The organism is Streptomyces chrestomyceticus JCM 4735, assembly GCF_003865135.1.
Lineage (GTDB): Bacteria > Actinomycetota > Actinomycetes > Streptomycetales > Streptomycetaceae > Streptomyces > Streptomyces chrestomyceticus.
Map to the genome: position 1 here is coordinate 8,854,527 of NZ_BHZC01000001.1, position 23,935 is coordinate 8,878,461.

Genomic DNA, 23,935 nt, shown 5'->3' on the forward strand with positions numbered 1-23,935 from the left:
TGTCGTGCGGTCCCCGGTGGTCCACCGGTCCGACGGCCGACGATACCCAGACCGGCACCGCCGCGTCGCACGCGGACGCGTGTCCGGCCGCGGCCGGGCGCACCCGTCCGCGGCCGGTCACCGGCCCCGCCCCCGTACCGGGGGAGCCCGTCGGCGCGCGACGGGCCCCTCAGTACACGGCGGCCCCGTCAGTACACCGCGAAGGGGAACAGCCGCCCGGGCGCGTCCGCCTGCGCGCCCTGACCGTCAGCCGCACGGACCGGCCGCAGCCCGACCAGAGTGGTGCCGCCGCACGCGCAGATCACGGATGTGGCGACGAGCAGCCGGCCGGAGCAGTCGACGACCGGGGTGGTGAAGGTGCGCGGCTCCGCGGCCCCGCACCGACGGCACGCCGCCGTCGGCGCCGCGCTCACCGTTCCCGCCCCGTCCCGCCCCGCACGGCGGCCGGCGTGAGCGCCGAGCCCAGGAGCAGGACCCAGAGGGAGTCCTGCGACACGGGGAATCCGGTGGGGGAGGGCGTCACCAGGGTGACGCCGACGATGAGCACCGCCACGAAGGCGATGCCCGTACAGCGAAGGGCTATCCTGCAGTCGACGGACATGAGGTCTCCTTGTGGGTGAAGAACACGAGGTTTTCCGAGTTCGGCAGAAGGCCGTTCCCTGCTTCCCGCCAGAAGCTCCAGGGAGCGGCCTCTTCGTGTGCCGGTGGCGGTACGGGCGCCGCCCGCCCGCCGGTTCGTGCCGGCCGGTCGCGATCGGCTGTCAGGTCACATGACGTCCTCCTTCCCGCTGGCCGGCCGCGCTGAGCCGTGCGGCCCGTACACCGGAAGTGTCGGCCCCGCGCTCACCTGCGCCTATGGCGGAGCGACGGGCGCAGGCATTTCTGAGCACCGCGACAGCGCGCCGGGACACTGGCGAACACCGGTGGCACAGGCGGACAATGACGGACAGGCACGGAACTTCTGTGGCGCCGCCGCCGCGCACCCGGGGGATGATGATCCATTGACCGAACGGCCAGCGTCCCCACCTGTACCGGAGCCCGTGGAGGCGTTCGCGGAGCAACTGCGCGAACTGCGGCTGCGGTGCTTCGAACCGACCGAGGCCCGCCTCGCCCTCCAGATGAAGTGCGGGCGCAGCTCGGTGTCCGCGATGCTCAACGGGCGCCGCTTCCCGAGCTGGGAACTGACCTCGGCCTTCGTCGCCGCGTGCGGCGCGGAACCGGCGGACTGGCTGGACCGCTGGCGGGACGCGAAGCGCCGCCTCGACGCGCTGCGCCGGGGACCGGCCGGCCAGGACGGGGCCGCGCGCCCGGTGGCGCTGCCGGACGCCGGCGGTGACGCGCTCCTCGCCGCGACCTGGTACCGCAGCAACCCCGAGTTCTACACCGCGGCGGCCCGGTGCGTCCGGGCCGCCCGGACGGAGATCAGGGTGACGTACACCCGCCGCTACCCGCCCGACCAGTACACGACGAAAGCCTCGGCGGACTACTTCGCGGACATCCTGGCCTGGGCGCGCGAGGACACCGAGGACCAGCGCAGCGTCCGCCGGATCATCGGCGTCCCCGAGACCGACGGCGTACCCGACCGGGACGTCCTGGCCTGGGCCCGGCGGCACCGGGAGGAGACCGGGCACCTCCTCAACTACGAGGCGAACGTACTGCGGTGGACGGCGGCGGCCGACGGCCTGAACATGGCGCTGATCGACGACAGCACCGTCTTCCTGGCCTTCTCCGGGGGCGCCCGTCAGAAGCTGAACGGCTTCAGCGTCCAGGACCCGACGTACATGTCCTACTTCGCCGCCTACTTCGAACAACTGTGGACGCCCCTCCAGGCGCTGGGTGCCTACCTGGACGCCACGGGAGGCTGACGCGGCGTCGCCGGACGGCCCACCACCTTTCACGAGGGAGGCGTGACGGCGCATACTGCCAGCGTGAGCAATGAGCGACCGAACGGCGCCCCGGACCTTGACGCCCCGTCGCCCGCTGACCGGGAGCAGTGGATCCAAGGGCGCGAGAAGACCGTGGACCGGCGTGAACGCCATGCCGACGAGCGGGAACGGCTGGCAATCCGGCGTGACGAGGCCGCCGACCGGCGGGAGCGCCTCGCGGAAACCCGGGAGAACACGGCCGACGCGCGGGAAACCCGCGCGGACGCACGGGAGGCGGCCGCCGACCGGCGCCAGACCGTTCTCGATGCGCGGGAAGAGCGGGCGGACCGCCGGTCCCGCGCCGCCGGCGAGGACAGCGTCAGCCGTCGGCAGCGCTCCGCCGAGGCCATCGAGCGGGCCCAGGACCTGATCACGGCCAGTCAGGAACAGCTCCAGCGAGTCGAAGCGGCCTTGCGCCGCGCGGAAGCACGCGAAGAGTTCGAGCAGCGGGCCGTCGACCAGGAAGTGGCGGACTCGGAACGCCAGGCGCATGGCGACGCCCATGTGGCGCAGGACGCCCCCCGACACGTCCGGGCCGGGGCAAGCGGGAAAGTGACGACAGGGTGGGGGCGGCGGGGACGGCTCCCGCCGCTCCCGCGTGGCCCGTGACGGAACGCGACTCCCGGCACCGGCCGGTGCCGGGAGCGTGCGGGGCGTCTACCGTGCGCCGGCCGGTGCGAGCGCGTCGTCGGCGAAGCGCGGCACCTCCGCGTTCTCGTCGTGGCCGCCGTTCTTCTCGCGGATCCACTTGCCGGCCAGGGCGGGGATCCAGGCCGAGAACTCGCTCTGCGTCAGGTCGGCGGGGACCTTGCCGCCCAGCTTGTTGATGTCCGCGGCGGGGTAGCCGCCGGGCGCGTCGATGCGTTCGGCCGGGGTGTCCTTCATCGTCGCGTCCCAGACCTGGAGGGCGAACGTGGTGCAGTTCCTGGCGGACGTACCCGCCCAGCCGCCGGTCAGGAGGAAGTTCCAACTGGGCAGCAGCGTGTACTTCTCGTTGAGTTCGCCACGCCGCTGGATCTCCTGCTTGAAGGCGCTCTGCTGGGCGCCGGTCAGCGCCGTACAGCGCGCGGCGCGTGCGGAGTGCGCCTGGCCCTGGTCCTGCTTGCGGCTCGGCCGGTCCCATTCGACCAGCGGCTTGCCGGGTACGTTGATGTCGTAACCGGTGTAGTTGACGGACATGCCGTCGACCGGGGAACCGTCACCGTTGGTGCCGTCCGGATCGTTCGGCTGGAAGGAATACGTGTCGTAGCGGGCCTCTTCGCCGCTGTCCAGCTTCCGGTGCAGCTTGCCGCCGCTGTTGAAGTGCACGAGCCAGCTATGACCGAACACGTGCTGGCTCACGTTCAGTTCGTAGAGCAGCTTGTTCGTCTGCTCGGCGTAGGACAGCTCGCCGTACTTCTTCTGGAAGCCGTCGCTCTTCCACAGCGCGTGGGCCCGCTTGCCGATGTCCCAGACGTAGCCGCCGGTGGTGCGGTCGGTGATCTCGGTGCTGTAGATGCAGAGCACATTGTCCAGTGAGCGGGCACCGGTCGGCCGGGGCCGGTCGGCGGCGTGTACGGCGGGCGCCTGGAGCAGGGCCAGGAGGAGGGCCGCCGCGGCGCTCGACGTGAGCACGGCCGGCGTACGTAATGTCATGACGTGCGGGTACTTTCCTTCGGTCGGCCGGCGGCTCGGACGCGCCGCCGGCTCGGCGTACCAAGATCATTTCGGTCGGTGGTCCCGTGCGCCAAGGGCGGAAAGTCCTGGCGGGGCGGGACTTTCGCCCTTACGGGGGCGAGGGCGGTGCCGGGGCTTGTACGGCCGGGCCGGGGGAGAGGTGGCCGGAGCCGGGACCGGGGCGGCCGGGCGCCCGGGACGTGGCGCGTGATCAACTGGTCCGGTCCGGCCGGGTGGCCCGCCCGCCGCGCCGGACGGCACCGTGACACGGCGTCCGACGTTCCGACCCCCGGGAGAGTGGTCCGCGATGAGCAGCATCAGCTACGACGACGTGCAGGCGGCGGCCGGCCGGATCGCCGGGGACGTGCGCCCGGTCACCGTCGCACCGGTCGACCCGGGCGGGTTCGGGCCCGGCGAGGGCTGGCTCGCCTACGAGTTCACCCAGCACACCGGGTCCTTCAAGGCTCGCGGCGCGGCCAACTTCATCGCCGCGCACCGCGAGGCCGGCACCCTGCCCGAAGCCGGGGTGGTCATCGCCTCCGGGGGCAACGCCGGACTGGCCTGCGCCTGGGCGGCGGGCCGCCACGGCGTCCGGGCGACGGTCTTCCTGCCCGAGACCGCGCCGCCGGTCAAGGTCGCCCGGCTGCGCCTGCTCGGCGCCGACGTACGCCAGGTGGGCACCGAGTACGCCGCCGCGCTGGAGGCGTCCCGGGAACACGCCGGACGGACCGGCGCGTTGGAGGCGCACGCGTACGACCACCCGCTGATCGCCGCCGGGGCCGGTACCCTGCTGGAGGAGATCCGGGCCGCGCTGCCCGGCCTGGACACGGTCGTCGTCGCGGTCGGCGGCGGTGGCCTGTTCAGCGGGGTCACCGCGGCCGCGCACCACCACGGCGTCCAGGTCGTGGCCGTCGAGCCGGAGAACTGCCGGGCGCTGAACGCGGCGATCGAGGCGGGCCGGGTCGTCGACGTCCCGGTGGACTCCGTCGCCGCCGACTCGCTGGGCGCGCGCCGCGCCAGCCGGATGGCGCTGGACTGGGCCCTGCGGGCCGAGGCGGTCTCGCTGCTGGTCCCGGACGAGGCGATCGTGGCCGCGCGCCGGAGCCTGTGGGACGACCGCAGGCTGGCGGTCGAGCACGGCACGGCGGCCGCCTTCGCCGCCCTCCGGTCCGGGGCGTACCGGCCCGCGCCGGGGGAGCGGGTGTGCGTCGTCGTGTGCGGCGCGAACACCGACCCGTCGGACCTGGTACGTACCGAGCCCGTACGCCCCGGTGAGTGACCCCGGCGGCCTGTTCTGGCGCACGTATTCGACGTACGCATGACTGCCGGGCCGGTCGCCGGGAAGCCGTCCGGCTCCCGGGACCGCCCGGCCCCACCCTCGCCGTTCCGCCTGTGAGCTGCGCGTCCGCGGTTCTCCGGACGGCCCGCGGCGCATGCGGCGCACCCGTCTCCGCACACCTGTCCAAAGAGATTTGCCGACGAACCGATACACCCGTCGTGTGGTGCTCGTTGGCCCTTTACGGCGCGTGAGCCGCGACCGGTCGCCCGGCCCCGCCACGGCCCGGTCGCCGTTGTACACCAGCACCTTCGTCAGGAGACGGCAAGCATGAACAGGAAGCCAGGCCACCGCGGTCGCCGATTGCCGCTGACCGTCGCGCAGACGGGGATGTGGTTCTCCCAGCAGCTTGACGCGGAGAACCCGATCTACCGTGCCGCGGAGTACGTGGACATCCACGGCCCGGTCGACCTGGCCGTGCTGGACACCGCGGTGCGCCGCGCCGTGGCCGGCATCGACGCCGTACGGGTCCGGTTCGAGACCGACGAGGACGGCGGCGTCTGGCAGGTCCCCGACCTCGCGGACGACTGGCCGCTGCCCGTCGTCGACCTGCGGGAGGCGGCGGACCGCCCCGCCGGACCGCCGCCGGGACCGGCCCTGGTGGTCCCGCCGGCCGACCCGTGGGCCCGCGCGAAGGAGTGGATGTGGGCCGACCTGCGCAAGCCCACCGACCTGCGCCGCGCCCCGCTGTTCAGCTTCGCCGTGCTGCTGCTGCCCGGCGACCACTGCGTGCTGTACATGGCGCTGCACCACATCGTCCTGGACGGCTACGGCTTCTCGCTCATGATCCGGCGGATCGCCGAAATCTACAGCGCCCTGGAGGCGGGCGAGGAGTGCCCGCCCAGCGACCTGGGCACCCTGGAGCAACTGCTGGCCGACGAGGCCGCGTACCACGCCTCCGAACGGTGCGCCAAGGACCGCGCGTTCTGGGCCGAGCGCTTCGCCGGCCGCGCCGCCGGAACGGGTCTCGCCGGCCGACTGGCCACCGTCCCGCACCGCTTCGTGCGCGAGACCGGCCACCTCCCCGCACCCGCCGCCGACGGGCTGCGCGCCCTGGCCCGGCAGACCCGGTCGGGGCTGCCCGTGGTGGCGATGGCCGCGCTCGCGCTGTACGTGCACCGCATGAGCGGATCGACCGACGTGACGCTGGACCTGACCGTGACCGGCCGCGTCGGCGCCGTACCGCGCAGCACGCCGTGCATGGTCGCCAACGTGCTGCCGCTCCAGGTCGGGCTGGAGCCGTACACGACCGTGCGCGAACTGCTGCGGCACACCTCCGAGCGGGCCCGCGGCCTACTGCGCCACCAGCGCTACCCGTCGCCGTACCTCGTCCAGGAGCTGGGCGCCGCGCACACCGGCGGGCATCTCGGCGACTGGGGCATCAACATCATGAGCTACGACCCGGAGCTGGCCTTCGGACGGCACCCGGCCACCCTGCACAACCTCTCCAACGGCCCGGTCACCGGCCTCGGCGTCAACGTCTACGAGCGGACCGACGACGGCTGTCTGCGCATCGACTTCCAGGCCGACCCGGACCTGTACGACGCCGACGTCACCGCCGCCCACCAGCGCCGCTTCCTGGCCCTGCTGGACACCCTGGCCGGCGTCGACCCCGAACAGCCCGTCGGCGGCATCGACCTGCTGCCCGCCGCCGAGCGCCGCCGGGTGACCACCGGATGGAACGACACCGCCCGTACGGTGCCGGTCACCACGCTGCCCGCGCTCTTCGAGGAGCAGGCCCGCCGCACGCCCGCGGCCACCGCCCTCGTGTGCGGCGCCACCACCCTCTCGTACGCCGCGCTGAACGCCCGCGCCAACCGGCTGGCACACGCGCTGATCGAACGCGGCGCCGGGCCCGAGACGTTCGTGGCGCTGGCCCTGCCGCGCACCGCCGACCACCTCGCCGGGCTGCTGGCCGTCCTCAAGACGGGCGCCGCGTCCGTACCGGTCGACCCGGAGCTGCCCGCCGAGCGCATCCGCTTCCTGCTCGCCGACACCCGCCCGGTCTGCGTCCTCACCTCGGCGGCGGCCGCCGGGAACCTGCCCGGTACCGTCACCACCCTGTGCCTGGACACCCCGGCCGCCGCACGGGAACTGGACCTCCGTCCGGACACCGACCCCACGGACGCCGACCGGGTGGCCCCGCTGGCACCGGGCCACCCGGCGTACGTCAGCTACACCTCCGGCTCCACCGGGCAGCCCAAGGGCGTCGTCGTGGAACACCGCCAGTTGACGAACCTGTTCTTCGACCACCGGGCCGAGCTGATCGACCCGGAGACGGCCACCGCCCGGCGCCGCCTGCGGGCCGCGCTGACCGCCGCGTTCTCCTTCGACACCGCCTGGGAGGGCCCGCTGTTCCTGGCCGCCGGCCACGAACTCCACCTCGTCGAGGACGCCGTACGCCTCGACCCGCCCGCCCTCGTCGACTACATCGCCGACCACCGCGTCGACTTCCTCGACCTCACCCCCACCTACCTGCACCAGTTGATCGCCGCCGGACTGTTCACCGGCGAACGGCACCGGCCCCGCATCCTCATGGTGGGCGGCGAAGCCGTCGACGCCGCCCTCTGGGAGACGCTGCGCACCCTGCCCGGCACCACCGCGTACAACTACTACGGGCCGACCGAGTGCACCGTCGACGCCGTGTACTGCCGCATCGCCGGCCAGGGGGAACAGCCCGTCATCGGACGGCCGGGCCGCAACGTGCAGGCGTACGTGCTCGACGCCGCGCTCAACCCCGTGCCGGCCGGGGTACCGGGCGAGCTGTACCTGGCCGGTGACCAGATCGCCCGCGGCTACCTCCGCCGGCCCGCGCTCACCGCGGAGCGGTTCGTCGCCAACCCCTTCGCCCACGCGGGCAGCGGATCGGCCGCCGGCACCTGCGGCGACCCCGGGGTGCCCTGCACCTGCGGCGCGCCGGGCTCGCGCATGTACCGGACCGGCGACCGGGCGCGCTGGACGCCCGACGGCATCCTCGAATACCTCGGCCGTGCCGACGGACAGGTCAAGGTGCGCGGCTTCCGCATCGAGCCCGGCGAGGTCGAGACGGCGCTGGCCCGCCACCCGGGCGTGGCCCACGCGGTGGTCACCGTACGGGAGGACACCCCCGGCGACCGGCGCCTGGCCGCGTACGTCGTGCCCGTCCACCCCCAACGCCCGGCCGCCCGTATCCCCGCACCCCAGCGCCCGGCCGACCGCGCGGTGCCCGGCCGTATCCCCGCCTCCCGCCGCTCCGGTTCCGGCACCGCCGCGCCCGCACCGGTCGACGCGGACGTCCTGCGCGCCTGGGCGACCGCCCGCCTGCCCGAGTACATGGTCCCCGGCGCCTTCGTCCTCCTGGACCACCTGCCGCTGACCGCCAACGGCAAGCTGGACCGCGCCGCCCTGCCCGCGCCGGAGACCCCTGCCGTCTGCACCGGGCGCCAGCCGCGCAGCCCCCAGGAGAAGGTGCTGTGCACGCTGTTCGCCGAGGTGCTCGGCGTACGGCAGGTCGACGTCGACGACGACTTCTTCGCCCTCGGCGGGCACTCCCTGCTGGCGGCCAAGCTGATCAGCCGCATCCGCTCCGCGCTGGGCACCGAGCTGTCCATCCGCGCGCTGTTCGACGCGCCCACCGTCGCCGAACTCGTCAAGGTGCTGCGCACCGGCGGCGGATCGGACGGCTTCGAGGCCCTGCTGCCGCTGCGCACCCGGGGAAGCCGCCCCCCGCTCTTCTGCGTCCACCCCTCCGGCGGCCTGAGCTGGTGCTACGCCGGGCTGCTGCGCCACCTGGACCCGGACGTCCCGGTGTACGGGCTCCAGGCCGGCGGACTGGCGGGGCGCGCGGCGCTGCCCGCCACCTTCGAGGAGATGGTCGCCGACTACGTCGGGCAGATCCGGGCCGTACAGCCCACCGGGCCGTACCACCTGCTCGGCTGGTCGCTCGGCGGCGCGCTCGCCCACGCCATCGCGGTCCGGCTCCAGGCCAGGGGCGAGCGGGTGGCGCTGCTGGCCATGCTCGACTCACGCCCCATCGACCCGCACGGAATGACGGACTCCGCCGTCCCGGAGCACGACATCCTCGCCCTGCTCCTGGAAGCGGCCGGACACGATCCGGACCGGTTCGCGCGGCCGTTGACCGTCCCGGGTGTGGCGGCGGTGCTGCGTGGGCCGGGCGGCGGTGACGAGCTGCTCGACTCCCTCAAGCAGCACCCGGCGCTCGGCGAGGACCGGCTCACCGCCGTCACCGAGGTGTTCACCAACTCGGTGAAGCTGCTGCCGACCTTCTCCGAGGGCATCTTCGACGGCGACCTGCTGTACTTCCGCGCCACCGAGGGCAAGCCCGCCCACGCACCGACCGCCGAGACCTGGCGCCACCTGGTCACCGGCCACATCGAGAACCACGACATCGCCTGCACCCACCACGCCATGACCCAGGCGGAACCCCTGGCCCGGATCGGCCGGGAGGTGGCCGCACATCTGGAAGCGACGGTGGCGGTGCCCGGTCCGGGGGCGCGGGGGTAGCGGCGGAAAGCCGCGTTCCGGTGACGGGCTCAGGCCGCCGCGTACCGCTCCGCCAGTTCGGACGCCGTGCGGGCGACGGCGGAGCGGAGGCCGGGCGGGCCCAGCACCTCGGCCTCCGTACCCAGCCGGAGGAGGTCGCCGACCGCGACGGCCGGGGCCTCGACCGGGAGGTCCACCAGCACCCAGCCCTCGTGGTCCGGCGGCCCGGCGCCTTCCAGGGCCTGGCTGCCGGCCGCGCCGAACTGCATGGGGAGCAGCCGTTGGGCGCGCGGGGAGATCCGCAGCCGTGCCGTCGTGTGGTGCAGTCGTGCCTCCAGGCGCCGCGAGGACTCCTCCCAGCAGGCGGCCAGGTCGAAGCCGGCCGGTCGCTCGAAGGACGTGTCCGTCGTCTCGGCGTGCACGAGGCGGGAGATGCGGTAGGTCCGGGTCCGTACGGTGCCGTCGCCCGGTGAGGTGGTGTCGCCCGGCCGGGCAGCGTCGGCCGGTGGCGGGCCGTCCGTCCAGGCCACCACGTACCAGATGCCGCTTTTCAGGACGAGGCCGAGCGGGAGCAGCTCCCGGTGCGCCGCGGTGCCGTTCCACGTCCGGTAGTGGACGCGCAGCGTCCGCTGTTCCCAGACGGCGCGGGCCACGGACGCCAGGTGGGGTACCGGGTCGGTGTGCCGGAACCAGGCGGCGGCGTCCAGGTGGAAGCGGTCCTGGAGGCGGCGGGTCCGGTCCGCCAGGCCGGGTGGCAGTGCGGCCTGGAGTTTCAACTGGGCCGTCGCCAGGACCGCGCCCAGACCCAGTTCCCGCGCGGCCCCCGGCACGCCGGCCAGGAAGAGTGACTCCGCCTCGGCGTCGTTCAGCCCGGTCAGGCGGGTGCGGTAGCCGTCCATGAGCGAGTAGCCGCCGTCCGGGCCGCGTTCGGAGCGGACCGGGACGCCCGCGGCACCCAGCGCCTCGACGTCCCGGTAGACCGTGCGCGGGGACACCTCCAGTTCGGCGGCCAGTTCGGCGGCGGTCATCCGGCCGCGGTTCTGGAGCAGCAGGAGGAGGGAGAGCAGACGGTCGGCGCGCATGGGGCCATTGTCGCGCCGTACCTGACAGAAGGTGTCAGGTACGGCGGCGAGACTTCGAGCACGCCGCGCGGACCGTACCGCGCGGCCGGACGAAAGGATCACCATGCCCGCACCGGCCGGCGCCGAACGCCTCCGCACCACCGGACACTTCACGTACGCCAACTGGGAGGAACGCGCCCTCGGCGAGGACGGCACCTTCCCGCGCCTGGCCCACGCCGCCGTCACCAACACCTTCGCCGGGGGCGTGGAGGCAGCCGAGACGACGTGCGAGTACACCATCGTCTACATGACGGAGAAGACCGGTACGTTCACCGGGATGGAGCTGCTGGCGGGCAGCGTCGACGGGCGGCGGGGCACCTTCGTCGTGGAGGAGCGCGGCACGTTCGACGAGCGGGGGAGTGTGCACTGCACGTTCGAGGTCGTGCCGGGCTCGGCCACCGGGGAGCTGGCCGGGCTGGGCGGTACCGGGGAGTTCACGGCCGAGCACGGCAACCCGTCCGTTCCGTACACCTTCGATTACGACTTCGGCTGAGCCGTAGCCGTAGCCGTAGCCGGATCCGGACCCCCTTCCTCCGCCGCGCCGCGCCCGTCCTAAGATCGGGCGGTCCGGCAACAAGATGCGCAGGCCGCATCGGCGGCCCGCGCGCAACGGGGAAAACGGGGAAGCAGCAGTGCAGCGCAACAAATGGATACGTACGGCGGCGACGGTGGCCCTGGTGGTCTCGGCGGCCAGCGCCTGCGGAGCGTCCGGGGAACCGGCGTCCGCCAAGGGCACGCCGGTGCCGAGCCCGACGGCCGCGCCGCCCGAGAAGGTCGCCCCGCAGCACCCGGCGCCCGGCAAGAAGGCGCCGGTGCTGGAGCAGATCAAGTACGACCTGGAGACCCGGGTGCTCTACATGGGCGGCGCGGTGCCCAAGCCGACCAGCAGCACCTGTGACACCAAGGAGGTCGGCGGCGAGAAGCCCCAGACCTTCACCTGCACCGTGAAGTACATGGGCGTCGACGTGCCCTTCCGCGTCGAGACCAAGGGCGGCTTCATCCTCATGCAGTACACGGCCACGCCGACCAAGGGCGGCGTGCTGACCGCCGAGGGGATGCGGGCCCGGGCGTGGAAGCAGTACGGGATGTACGGAGGGAAGGCGGCCAGGTCGTTGCGCTGCGACAAGGCTCCCGAGGTGCAACTGGTGCCGATCGACAAGCCCAGCGGGTACCGCTGCTACGTGGGCGAGGGCGGCCTCAAGGGCGACTACGACGCGATCGTCACCGCCAACGGTATGCGTCTGACCTGATCCGGTTCCCGGCAACGGTATGCGCCCGACGTGATCCGGGTGCCGGGCATCCCACCCCCGTGAGGATGCCCGTCCACCCACCGGCCGCACGTGGTGCGGTGCTGCGCCGGCCCGGTCCCGTCGACGCCGGAGGGTGCGGACGCGGGCACCGTGACCGGCGCAGGTACGGCCCACTTCACCGCACCGGCCATTGATTGGCAGCCCCTTTCCGTGCGGCCAATCAATGGCCCGCACGGCCGGAAACCGGCCTTGTGGGGTCCCACCGGCCTCCGTACCGTGGCGTTTCCCGGTCAGCTCGGCGCGGAGGCCGCATGGGGCGTCGCGAAAAGCCCGTGGACCCCGGGGCGGGTCCGGTACAGCGGTTCGCGTACGAACTGCGCAAGCTGCGCCTGGAGGCGGGCAGTCCGACCTACCGGGCCATGGCGGAACGGGCGGCCTACTCGGCCGCCGTGCTCTCCCAGGCGGCGGCGGGGGAGAAGCTGCCGTCCCTCCCGGTGACGCTGGCGTACGTGACGGCGTGCGGCGGGGACACCGGGCACTGGCAGCGGCGCTGGCACGAAGCCGTACGGGAGGACGCGGCCCGGGTACTCGAAGCGGAGGAGGACGGTGCCGCCGCGCCCTACCGCGGCCTGGCCCGTTTCGAACCGGACGACCATGCGCGCTACTTCGGCCGCCGGCGGCTCACCGGGGAACTGCTGCGGCGGGTGCGCGAACGCCGGGTCGTCGCGGTGTTCGGCCCGTCCGGCAGCGGAAAGTCGTCCCTGCTGCGCGCCGGGCTCATCGCCCGCCTGCGGCAGCCCGCCGACGACCCGCCGCCCGGCCTGCCCCCGCCCGCCGCGATCCGCGTCCTCACCCCCGGCGCCCACCCCGAGCGCGACGCCGGGCGGCTGTTCACCCCGGCCGGGACGACGGGGGACACCTGGCTCGTGGTGGACCAGTTCGAGGAGGTCTTCACCCTCTGCGCCGACCCCGACGAACGGAACGCGTTCGTCCGCCGCGTCCTGACGGCCCACGACCCCGCGAGCCGGCTGCGGGTGGTGCTGGGCGTACGGGCGGACTTCTACGGCCGGTGCCTGGCGCACCGGGAACTGGCCGACGTGATCCACGAGGCGAGCCTGCCCATCGGCCCGATGACGCCGCAGGAACTGCGGGAGGCGATCGTCAAGCCCGCGGCCGCCGAGGGCCTGATCGTGGAGCGGTCGCTGACCGCCCGCCTCGTCGAGGAGATGGCCGAGGAGCCCGGCAGCCTGCCCCTGCTCTCGCACGTCCTGCTGGAGACCTGGCGGCGGCGCCGCGGCCGTACCCTGACGCTCCAGGCGTACGAGGCGGCGGGCGGCGTCCACGGCGCGGTCGCCCAGACCGCCGAACAGCTCTACGGCCGGCTCTCGCCGCAGCAGGCCGCGACGGCGCGCCGGATGCTGCTGCGCCTGATCACCCCGGGCGAAGGCTCGGCGGACACCCGCCGGCCCGCGGCCAGGGGCGAGCTGGACGCCGGTGACCCGGCCGCCGCCCAGCTCGTCGAACAGTTGGCCAGGGCCCGTCTGATCACGGTGGACCAGGACACCGTGGACCTGGCCCACGAGGCGCTGATCACCTCCTGGCCCCGGCTGCGCGGCTGGATCGAGGAGGACCGCGGACGCCTGATCGTGCACCGCCGGCTGACGGAGGCGGCCGGACTGTGGGACGAACTCGATCGCGATCCCGGGGCGTTGTACCGGGGCACCCGGCTGGATGCCGCCGAGGAGGCGTTCGCCCCCGAGGAGGGGAGCGTTCCGGAGGAGGGCGGCGGTTCTCAACCGTCGTCCGTCGGCACCCCCGACGAACTCACCCCTCTGGAACGCGCCTTCCTCACCGCCAGCATCGCGGCGCGCGACCGCGAGCGGCGCGCCGCCGCCCGGACCACCCGCCGGCTGCGCCAGTCCGCCGCGACCCTGTCCGTCCTGCTCGCCCTCGCCCTCGCCGCCGGCCTGGTCGCCTGGGACCAGTTCCGTACGAGTGAACGGCAGCGCGACGCGGCCGTGACCGCCCAGCGTCTCTCCCTGTCGCGGCAGCTCGCCGCCCAGTCCACCGCCCTCATGGGGGACTGGCCGGACCTGTCCTCCCTCCTGGCGGTCCACGCCTACCGGACCGCCCCCACCAAGGAAGCCGTCGCGAGTCTGTTCAGCGCGGTGGACGTCCCGCTGCGGCGCCGGCTCGACGCGCACTCCGGCGGGGTGCGGGCGGTCGCGTTCAGCCCCGACGGGCGCACCCTCGCCACCGGCGGCGCGCGGGACGCCACCGTGCGCCTGTGGAACGTGCCCGCCGGAACGGCCCGCGCCACCCTCCCCGCACCCGCGAAGACGCTCGCCGCCCTGGCCTTCAGCGCCGACGGACGCACGCTGGCGGGCAGCACCGGTGGGGGAGCCTGGCGGCTGTGGGACGTGGCCACCGGCCGTACCCGCGCCACGTTCGGCGGGCACGGCGGCCCGGTGGCGACCACGGCCTTCAGCCGGGACGGCCGCATCCTGGCCACCGGCGGCACCGACGGCACCGTGCGCCTGTGGGACACGGCCACCGGCGAGCTGTCCGCGACGCTGCGCGGTCACACCGGGAAGGTCGTCTCGGTGGCCTTCGCGCCCGACGGACGCTCGGTGGCCACCGGCAGCTTGGACGGCACCGTACGCCTGTGGGACGCGGCCACCGGCGCCGCCCGCGCCCGGCTCGAATCGCCCGCGGGCAGCAACCGGGCGGTGGCGTTCGGCCCGGACGGGCGCACCCTGGCCATCTACGGCGGCAACGAGGCGTCCATCAAGCTGTGGGACGTGACCGCCGGCAAGGCCCGTACCACCCTCGCCGGACCCGCCGGCTACGTGATCGCGATGGTCTTCGGCCCCTCCGGCCGCTTCCTGGGCGGCGGCAGCGACGACGGCACCGTACGGCTGTGGGACGTGGCCACCGGAGCGAACCTCGGCACGCTCCCGGGGCATGCGCGCCGCGTCAACTCGGTGGCGTTCAGCCCGGACGGGCACACGATGGCCAGCGGCAGCGACGACGGCACGGTCCGGCTGTGGAACACCGCCCTCGGCGATGTGCTCACCACCCTGACCGGCCACTCCGGGCCGGTGGGCGCCGTGGCGTACGGCCGGGGCGGCCGTACGCTGGCCAGCGGCAGTGACGACGGCACCGTACGCGTCTGGGACCTGGGCACGCGCGGGAGCCGGACGCTCGGCCGCCGGTCCGGCAGCGGCGCGAGCGACCGCGTCCGCGCGGTGGCGTTCAGCCCCGACGGCCGCACCCTCGCCACCACCGGAAGACGCACCGGCCTGCGCATCTGGGACGTGGCCACCGGCAGACTCCTCGTCACACTGCCGCGGTTCACGGGGGAAGCGGTGGCCTTCAGTCCGGACGGCCGGACCCTGGCCGGTACCGGCGGGACCGGAGCGCTGCTGCTGTGGGACACTCGCGGCCACCGCACCCGGACCCTGTCCGCCTCCCGTGCCGATCCGGCCACGTCGGTCGCCTTCAGCCGGGACGGCCGGACCCTGGCGAGCGGCAGCCGGCACGGCCCCGTACGGCTGTGGGACGTGGCCACCGGGCGTGCCCGGAAAGTCCTCACCGGTCCCCGCGGCGACGCCGGGGCGGTCGCGTTCAGTCCGGACGGACGCACCCTGGCCGGCGGCGGCGCCGACGGATCGGTACGGCTGTGGGACATGATCACCGGCCGGGCCCGTACCACCATCACCGGGCAGACCATCGGCGCGCTGGGCGCGGTGGCCTTCACCCCCGACGGCCGGACCCTGGCCGCCAGCGGGCGTGACACCGGCAGCGTACGGCTGTGGGACGTGGCCACCGGCCAGGCGCGGGCCACCTACGCGGGCCAGACCGGTCTGGTGCGGTCGGTGGCGTTCAGCCCCGACGGCCGCTCACTGGCCACCGGCAGCAGCGACGGAGTGGTACGGCTGCGGGAGGTGGCCCTGCCGGGCCCTGACGAGTCCGTCAAGAGAATCTGCCGGGCCGTCAACCGCGAGCTGACGCCGGCGGAACACGCCGCGTACCTGCAGGACGAGGCGCCCCGTAAGGCCTGCGGGACGTCCTGAGGCAACTCGAACACATTTAGCACCGGTGGAGTCCTGCGCACCGTCTGGTGCGGGGGCGCCGTCGGCGATAGGAGGTAGGCGGGGCTGCGCGCGAGGGACGGGAGACCAGGCCCCGCCCGGCGCGCAGAGCTAGGGGGCGTCTCATGAGCACTCCGGCAGCGCTGCGCCTGCTGCGCGGCACCGACCTGCTGGACCTGTCGTTCGGCTTCACCGGGCTGACGGTGGAGGGGACCGGCGGGGACCGGCGACTGGTCCGCGCGAACGCACAGGCGGACGGCTGGATCGCGGTCACCTTCGGACCGCAGCACACGGTGGAGCAGGCGTTCAGTGACGAAGTGCTGGGGGAGTCCCGCGATCTGCCGGTGGGCTCCCTCATCAGCGGCCGGAGCGTCCTCGTCTTCGAGGTGGGCCCGCGGGACGCGGTGCCGTTCACCGAGGACGGGCTGCTCGACGCCCTGCGCAGGCTTCCGCTGCGCGTCGTGGACGCGGCACGCGAACCGGACCCGCCGGCTCCCGCGGCACCGGCGTTCCACCCGCCGCCCGCGGCACCGGACGGGCAGGACGCCGCGGCCCGCGCCATGGCGCTGGTACGGCTGCTGCGGACCACGACCGAACTCACCGCCCGCTTCGGCCCCGAGACCGCGCGCGCCCTCGCGGAAGCGGCGGGCGCGGTGGCGGAGGGCACAGAAGCCGCGATCCCGGCCGTGGCGGCCGGGCCGCAGGACCCGCTCGCCGACCCGGCCCGCCCCCGCACCGGCATCGAACTTCCCTACCGGCTGTACCTGTCGCCCTCGCAGAAGGGCAGGTGGATCCACCGGGGCCGGATTCCGGCGCCCGAGCCCGGCGCCCGCGTCCCCCTCTGGCACACCCGGCTCGACGCCGGGACGGTCCGCGCGGTGTGGAACCGCGAACGCGGCGGCGACCCGGGCGCCCCGTACGCCTTCCGGCAGGCGCTGGAGCCGGACGACCGGCGGGACATCGTCGACCTCACCACCGGCGCGGGCCTGATCGAGCCGGACGGCAGCCCGTACGTGCCGCAGCCCGTGGCCGTACGGCTGCTGATGCTCTCCACGGCCGGCGGCTGGCTGGACGGCCTCGGCTCCTGGCCGCGACGGCCGCGCGGCGTCTCGCTCTCCGAGTGGCGCCATCGGGCCGCCATGGGACGCGACCATTACGTCCGCGTGATGCGTGAGGGATTCCTGTGCCCCTTCGGGCACAAGGCGGTGTATGTCCGCGTCACCGAGCGGAAGTTCGACGCCTCCCAGGCCGCCTACCTGATCCAGCGGGAGTTCGTCGTCGTACGGCAGCCGCTGCGCACGTACGACCCGAAGACCGCGCTGCCCACCGGCCCCGAACCCACGAGCGACCTGGCGAACGTGCTGTTCCCCTTCACCAGCGTGCGCCTGGACACCGTGGAGACACCGAACCTCGTACCGCCCGCCGACCGGCGCAAGTTCTTCCCCGCCACGCCCGCGGAGCGGCCGTTCCACTTCAAGGTCACTGCGGTCGACCACGGCGGGAACACCGTCGAGTTCCGTACGCCGCTGCTCTTCCTCGACGAGACGCTGGCCACCGGCGCCGGACTCGCCGCGGCCGTCGCCGAGTACAACGCCCTGGACCGCAACCCGCCGACCGCCGCCGCCGGGCCCGGTGCCACGGCGGTGGAGCACCCGGTGGAGGCCAGCGCCGACCTCCTCGGCCAGTCGGTGGCGCTCGCGCCCGTCCTCCGGCCCGACGACACCCGGCTCGACGTGACCCGGATGGTGTGGGGCATGGCGGCGCCGCCCGCGCTGGCCGCCCCGGCGCCCGGCGACCCGGCCGTGTCGAAGAACGCCCAGTTCCTGCCGCAACTGCGCTGGGCAGAGGCCGCCGTGCCCGCTGTCGGACGGCTCAGCGGCAGGGACGCCACGGTGCCCGTCGCCTACGCGAAGCGGTACGCCCTGTCCGGCTTCGACACCGTCGGCGGACCGGTACGCAAGGCCAACGCGGGGCAGGTCTTCCTCAGCCTGCTCACCCCCGCCGGCCAGCCGCTGCGGATGGACTTCGGCCGGCAGAGCGACCGCTCCGGCGGCCTCACCGCGCCCAGCATGATCGTGTCCGGACTGTCCCGGCTGACCGGACCGGTCTCGGGCGTCCCGGCCGTCGGCGGCCAGGACCCGCTCCAGCTCATCGCCGACGGAACCTTCCGCCCGGAGGAGTTCTTCCGCCCGCTGGACGTCCTCGACGCGGTCGGCCCGAGCCTGCTGGGCGTGGTGCCGCTCGCCGAGGTGATCAAGGGGGTGGACGGGCTCGGCAAGGCCCTGAAGGTGCCCAACTTCTTCACCGAGACCGTCAGCGCGGTCACCGGCTTCCTCTCCGACCTCGGCCGCGTCCGGCAACTTCTCACCCACGAACTCGACCGCTATCCGGCCGCCGCCCGCCAGGTCGCCGACACGGCGGAGAAGTTCGTCACCGTCGTCGGGGACTTCGTGGCCCAGGGGCTCGCCGGCCGTACCGGGCCGATCACGATGCAGCAGGTCGACGCCGCCTTCACCGCCTTCGCCGCCGCCCTGACCAACCTGCTGAACACCCTGCCCGCCGGCGCCGACCCGGGCGTACGGACCCTGCTCACCCGCGTCCAGCAGCAGATCGCGACCTGGACCAGGGCCGCCGGGGAGGTCGTCGCGCTGCGCGACGCCGTACAGCAGGCCGCCAATGGATTCCGGCTGCCGGAGACCGTCAACGCGCGCCTGGAGTGGAACCCGGACATTCAGCCCGTCCTCCTGGACGGCTCGCCGGTCTTCCTGCCGGACGCCGACGGACGGCTGTCCCTCGTCGTCGACCTGCGCGGCTCGCTGCGCCAGGACCTGAGCGTCGGCGCCGACGTGAGCTGCAGCCTGGAGAACTTCGCCCTGATCCTCGTGCCGAAGTTCAACGCGCTGCGGCTGCGCTTCAAACACGTCCGCTTCGTCGCCCGGGCCGGCCGCAAGCCCGACATCGACGTCGTCCTCAAGAGCGTCGACTTCATCGGCCCGCTCGCCTTCGTCCAGACGCTGCGCAAGCTCATCCCGGTGGACGGCTTCAGCGACCCGCCGGGCATCCAGGTCACGCCCTCCGGCATCGTCGCCCGGTACGGACTGCCGCTGCCGAACCTGGCCATCGGCGTGTTCAGCCTGGAGAACCTGCGCCTGGACGCCTACCTCGACCTGCCGTTCCTCGGCCGGTCACTGGAGATCGGCTTCTCCTTCTGCAGCCGGCAGGCCCCCTTCCGGCTCACCGTCTCGCTGCTCGGCGGCGGCGGGTTCTTCGGCATCGTCCTCACGCCCCAGCGGGTGGCCGTCCTGGAGGCGGGCCTCGAATTCGGCGCCGCCGTCTCCCTCAACTTCGGTGTCGCCAGCGGCAGCCTGTCCGTCATGGCGGGCATCTACTTCCGCCTGGAACTGCGGACCGGGGAGTCCCGGCTGACCGGCTACTTCCGGGCCCGGGGCGAGGTCGACGTGCTCGGCATCGTCTCCGCCTCCATCGAGATCTACCTCGACCTCACCTTCGAGACCGCGACCGGAACCGTCTACGGGCGGGCCAGGATCTCCGTCAGCGTGCACATCGGCTTCTGGTCGCAGTCGGTCACGATCGAGTGCGAGAAACGTTTCGTGGGCAGCGGTCCGCCCCCCGCCCCGCTCGGCGGCGCGACGGCGGCGGAGGAGCCGCCCCGGCCGCCCACCTTCGCCGAGATGATGGCGCCCTACACCGACCCGGTCACCGGCGCCCGGCGCGACCCCGTCACCGAGTACTGCACCGCCTTCGCGGAAGTGAGCTGAGCCATGCCCGAGACGATCCGGTGGACCGTACTGCCCGACGGCCCGGCCGCCGACGGCACCCTGCGGCTGACGGTGCTGGTCAGCCCCCGCCTCACCGGCGGCAACCGCCTCGACGCCTTCCAAGGCTTCCGTGACTGGCCGGACACCCTGCGCAGGTACGCGCCTGCGCTCCAGGTCGCCTTCCGCGCGCCCGGCACCACCGGGCCGGGTGTCTTCGTCCCCACCACGGCCCAGACGGGGCGCTTCCCGCCGGCCGACAGCGCGCTGTGGACCGAGCTGTTCAAGCCCGACACGGTCGTCCGCGCGCCCTCCGGGGCCTTCGCCGCGACGGCGGAAAAGCTTCCGGTGCTGCGCTCGTTCCCTGCCGGGGCGGTGCACGACCAGGTCACGGCACTGTACGAGGCAGCGGTGAGCGCGACGGCCGGACGCCGGGCGAACCCGCCGACCAGCGGCGGCGAACTGGACCTCGCCGCCGCGCGCCCCCTGGAGACGCCGCTGCCCGCCGCCGACTGGGACCACCCCCACGGCAGCGACCTCACCGACGTACTGACCCGCACCATCCGGGCCTTCTCCGGCCAGGTCGGCACCACCTACCCCCGGCTGGACAGCCTCATCGGCGCGTCGCCCGCCGGACGGCGGGACGCCACCGCCGAGCCGAACCTCTACCGCCCCCGGCACATGGACCGCGCCGCGCGCGACTACACGCAGGACAGCGCGCTGCTCGGACTCGCCGAGATGTACCGCTTCTACGACCGGGCCGCGCGCCCGGCGGGCTCCGCCGCCGTACCGCCCCGGGCCGCACCCGAAGCCGAACCGCCTCCGCAGAAACCGGACTTCGACTTCCACACCGCGTGCGCCCTCCTCGCCGACTACCCCGAACTCCTGCGGCGCTTCGGCCTCGCCCTCGACCTGGTCGTCACACCCCCGGCCGGTCTCGCCGACCGCTGGCAGGCCCGGGTGACCTTCACGGCCGCCCAGGAGCACCTGAACGCCGACGAGACACTGCGCCCCTGGACGGCGCTGCGGCACGTCCCCGGACGGCGCTTCGAACCGTACGCCGCCGACGACGGCTTCCACGGCCACCGGATGCTCAAGCTGGGCGCCGACGCGGTGCGCACCACCGACCTGGACCTCGACGGCGCCGCGATGAAGTTCGTCGAGTTCTCCCGCGTCATCGACCAGTACCTGAGCGGTACGGGCGAACCGGGCACGGCCGTCGCCGCCGACCCCACCGCCGTACCCGCCCTGCACGGCGCGGGCCTGACCGTCGTCCACGACGACCGCGACCGGACCCTCGCCGACCAGATGGAGGCCGACGCCCGGCACACGGCGGGCGTCGGCCCCGACGGGCAGCCCGTCGCCGCCGCGGTCTTGGACGCCGCCCACCTCGTCCGCGGGCTGCGCGTCGACGTCGGCGTGGCGGACGAGCGGACCGGGCGCGTCACCACCTGGTACCCGCTGTGCGCGCGGACCGGGGAGTACGCGATCAGGCGGCCCGGCGCGCCGGCCGTACCGATCGCCGCCGCACCCGACGAAGGGCACGTCAAGGCGTCCGCCGTCACCCGCGACCGCGCCGCCGACCACCAGCTCTACGTCCACCAGGCGCTGTTCGGCTGGCACGGCTGGAGCCTGGCCGCCCCGCCGCCCGGCCGGACCCTCGGCGCCGACAACCGGCCGCAGGTGCCCGCCCCCGAAATCTCCGACCGCTTCCCGCTCGCCGCCACGTTCCGGCCCACCCCCGGCACGCTGCCCGCCCTGCGCTACGGCCGTACGTACCGGCTGCGGGCCCGCCTGGTCGATCTCGCGGGCAACAGCCTCGCCCCCGGGGCGCCCGCCGTGGAGGGCACCGCCACCGAGCCCGTCACGTACGGCCGCTGGGAACCCGTACCGCCGCCCGTGATCGTGCCGAGGTGGCCGTTCCTGGAGGGCGAGTCGGAACCGCACCTGGTCATCCGCAGCACCGTCGACGCGGACGGACGGCCGCTGACGCCCAGGGAATGGGCCGACCTCCGCAACCCGCAGGTCCCCGACCACGGGAAGAACTCACCCGCCGACGGCCTCGACCGCCGCTACCGCGCCTTCGACGAACGGCACATCAGCCCGCCCAAGAGCGCACTCCAGATGGCCGAGCAGCACGGCATGTACGACGCGGCCTTCGGCCCCGGCGTATCGGAGGCCGTGCGCCGCCAGTACTTCGCGGCGGCGTCCCGGGAGGCGGGCAGCTACCTCGACACGGTGGTCAGCCTCCCCGAGGACCCCCGCGTCACCCGCGACCTGAAGGCCGCGGAGGAGATCCACGTCGCCAAGCACAGCCCGCACGACACCTCACCCCTGACCGAACTGCCGGTGGCCCGGGGCGAGGGCCTGCGCACCGGCGAGTACGTCGTCCACGACGCCGCCCAGCTCCTGCTCCCGTACCTGCCCGACGTCCCCGCCCGCGGCGTCGCCCTGCGCGGACTGCCGGGCACGGGCGACCAGCCCCACCGCACCTACGACTTCACCGGCACCTGGCCCCAGGCACGGCCGCTGCGGCTGCGGATCGTCGAGGGGGACCGTCCGCCGGACCCGCCGGTGGGCGGCGTCCTGACCGTGTACGTACCGAAGGCGGAGGTGGTGACCGTCCGCATGAGCTGCCGGGTCGCGGAGGCGGACCTCCCGCTGTTCCGTGTCTGGCGGCTGCTGACCGCCTCGCCCCTGTGGAACGACCCGCTGCGGCTGACCCCGGAGAAGCAGCGGGAGCTCACGGCCGCGTCGGCGGCCGGCGAGAACTGGATGATCACCCCGTGGACGGAACTCACCCTCGTGCACGCCGTCGAGAAGCCGCTGGCCCCGCCGTCCCTGGCCGGTCTGCGCTTCGACCGCACGGCCGGGGAGACCTTCGCGCTGGTCTCCGGCACGCTGACCCTGCACGCCAGGAGCACCGGCCGGATCGACCTGGACGCGACCTGGGAGGAGTGGCTCGACGACGTCAAGGAGTCCGCGCCGCGCCGGGTGACCGGCCGCGACCACGTCGGCGACCTCACCACGGACCGTTTCCGGGACACCCGCAGCTTCTCCGACGTACGGCACGAGTTCCGCGACACCCGGCACCGCAACGTCACCTACACGCCGACCGCGACCACCCGCTTCCGCGAGTACTTCCACCCGGCGATCACCGACCGGCCCGAGCTGATCACCAGCCGGGGCCCGGCCGCCGCCGGACCCACCGGCCGGGGCTGGCCGGTGCCGGCCACCCGCCGCCCCGAGCCGCCCGAAGTGAGCCACACCGTCCCCACCTTCACCTGGGAACGCACGGTGGACACCGCGGCACACCGGGTGACCCGGACCCGCAGGTGCGCGGGCGTACGCGTCCACCTCCGCCGCCCCTGGTTCAGTTCCGGGGACGACGAACTCCTCGCCGTCGTCCTCGACCCCGGCAGCCGGCTCCCGGCCGAACTCGTCACCCGCTGCGGCACCGACCCCGTCTGGGCGGACGACTCGGTCCTGCCGCGCCTGCGCCCCGCCAACTTCCCGAACGCCGCGGTGACCGCCACGGACCGGCTCCTCGCGGAGACCGTCGGCGGCACGCCCGCGGCCGTCACGGTCGCCGCGTACGCGCCGGTGTACGACGCGGAGCTGGGCCTCTGGACCTGCGACATCGACGTGAACCTCGGCGACCTCGCCGACAGCCCCGCCTACTTCCCCTACCTGCGGCCGGTCTTCGCCCGCTACCAGCCGTACGCCGTCGATCCCCTGCACCTGTCGAAAGTGGTCACCGGGGAGTTCGTCCAACTGCTGCCCGACCGTAAGGTCACCGCCGCGATGACGGCCGACGGCCGGATCCGCGTCGCACTGAGCGGCCCGGCCGCCGCCAACGACACGGGCGAGTTCACCGGCCCGGGACGCGACGGCATGGCGGCGAGCCGCCGCGTCACCGTCACCGTCCAGCAGCGGGCCCGCTCCGGCGGCGACCTGGACTGGACGGCGACCGACGCCACCGCCGAACTGACCTGCACCCCCGAAGGCACCGGCTTCACCTGGACCGGCGAACTGGCCCCGCCACCTTCCCGGTTCCCTTCCCCCAGCCTGTACCGGCTCCTCGTCGAGGAGTACGAGACCTACTTCACCGACCGTACGACGGCCACCGGCACCCTCACCGCGAACGGCGTCACCCGCCCGGTGTCCCGGCGGCTCGTCCACGCGGACTTCTTCGGGCTGACGACGACGGTGTTCGGGAAGGTGGTGCTGGAGGAGTAGGGGAGCGGTCCGGACCTGGGGGGCCGCCTGGCTCTGGGAGTGCGGCGGCCGCCCGG

The 23,935-nt window shown here is 74.1% G+C and carries 13 protein-coding genes; 9 read left to right on the plus strand and 4 right to left on the minus strand.

The genetic code is table 11. From position 1 onward, the window contains the following. Positions 1–188: 188 nt before the first annotated feature. Positions 189–413, minus strand: coding sequence for a hypothetical protein (locus tag EJG53_RS38285; protein ID WP_125048736.1), 225 nt, complete (start codon positions 411–413; stop codon positions 189–191). Continuing rightward, positions 410–601 (minus strand): hypothetical protein, encoded by a 192-nt coding sequence (locus tag EJG53_RS38290; RefSeq protein ID WP_125048737.1) that lies wholly within the window; start codon positions 599–601, stop codon positions 410–412. Before EJG53_RS38290 ends, EJG53_RS38285 begins: the two co-directional genes overlap by 4 nt. Before the next feature lie 400 nt (positions 602–1,001). Between EJG53_RS38290 and EJG53_RS38295 the strand changes: the two genes are divergently transcribed. Beyond that, positions 1,002–1,865, plus strand: coding sequence for a helix-turn-helix domain-containing protein (locus EJG53_RS38295; protein ID WP_167515232.1), 864 nt, complete (start codon positions 1,002–1,004; stop codon positions 1,863–1,865). A 63-nt stretch (positions 1,866–1,928) separates the two neighbouring features. Further along, a complete protein-coding gene (locus tag EJG53_RS38300; RefSeq protein ID WP_125048739.1) occupies positions 1,929–2,534 on the plus strand; it encodes a hypothetical protein in 606 nt (201 codons plus the stop codon). Between the two features lie 48 nt (positions 2,535–2,582). Here the strand turns inward: EJG53_RS38300 and EJG53_RS38305 are convergent, their stop codons facing one another. Beyond that, positions 2,583–3,560, minus strand: a complete 978-nt coding sequence (locus EJG53_RS38305; RefSeq protein ID WP_125048740.1) for a hypothetical protein — start codon at positions 3,558–3,560, stop codon at positions 2,583–2,585. A 328-nt stretch (positions 3,561–3,888) separates the two neighbouring features. Here EJG53_RS38305 and EJG53_RS38310 point away from each other — a divergent pair, with 328 nt between their 5' ends. Further along, the gene (locus tag EJG53_RS38310; RefSeq protein WP_125048741.1) at positions 3,889–4,860 is read left to right on the plus strand and encodes a threonine/serine dehydratase; all 972 of its coding nucleotides are present in this window, start codon (positions 3,889–3,891) and stop codon (positions 4,858–4,860) included. Between the two features lie 327 nt (positions 4,861–5,187). After that, entirely contained in the window at positions 5,188–9,420 is a 4,233-nt protein-coding gene (locus EJG53_RS38315; RefSeq protein ID WP_244955514.1) for an amino acid adenylation domain-containing protein, read from the plus strand. 29 nt (positions 9,421–9,449) lie between these two features. Here the strand turns inward: EJG53_RS38315 and EJG53_RS38320 are convergent, their stop codons facing one another. Then, complete coding sequence (locus EJG53_RS38320) at positions 9,450–10,481, minus strand: helix-turn-helix transcriptional regulator (RefSeq protein ID WP_125048742.1); 1,032 nt, start codon at positions 10,479–10,481, stop codon at positions 9,450–9,452. A 103-nt stretch (positions 10,482–10,584) separates the two neighbouring features. Here EJG53_RS38320 and EJG53_RS38325 point away from each other — a divergent pair, with 103 nt between their 5' ends. From EJG53_RS38325 to EJG53_RS38345, 5 genes are all read left to right on the plus strand, one after another. Then, the gene (locus EJG53_RS38325; RefSeq protein WP_125048743.1) at positions 10,585–11,013 is read left to right on the plus strand and encodes a DUF3224 domain-containing protein; all 429 of its coding nucleotides are present in this window, start codon (positions 10,585–10,587) and stop codon (positions 11,011–11,013) included. 139 nt (positions 11,014–11,152) lie between these two features. Then, entirely contained in the window at positions 11,153–11,770 is a 618-nt protein-coding gene (locus EJG53_RS38330) for a hypothetical protein (RefSeq protein WP_125048744.1), read from the plus strand. A gap of 311 nt (positions 11,771–12,081) precedes the next feature. Continuing rightward, entirely contained in the window at positions 12,082–15,846 is a 3,765-nt protein-coding gene (locus EJG53_RS38335; protein WP_125048745.1) for a WD40 repeat domain-containing protein, read from the plus strand. 143 nt (positions 15,847–15,989) lie between these two features. After that, entirely contained in the window at positions 15,990–19,643 is a 3,654-nt protein-coding gene (locus EJG53_RS38340) for a hypothetical protein (protein ID WP_125048746.1), read from the plus strand. A 3-nt stretch (positions 19,644–19,646) separates the two neighbouring features. Then, positions 19,647–23,879, plus strand: a complete 4,233-nt coding sequence (locus EJG53_RS38345; RefSeq protein WP_125048747.1) for a hypothetical protein — start codon at positions 19,647–19,649, stop codon at positions 23,877–23,879. Positions 23,880–23,935 lie beyond the last annotated feature (56 nt).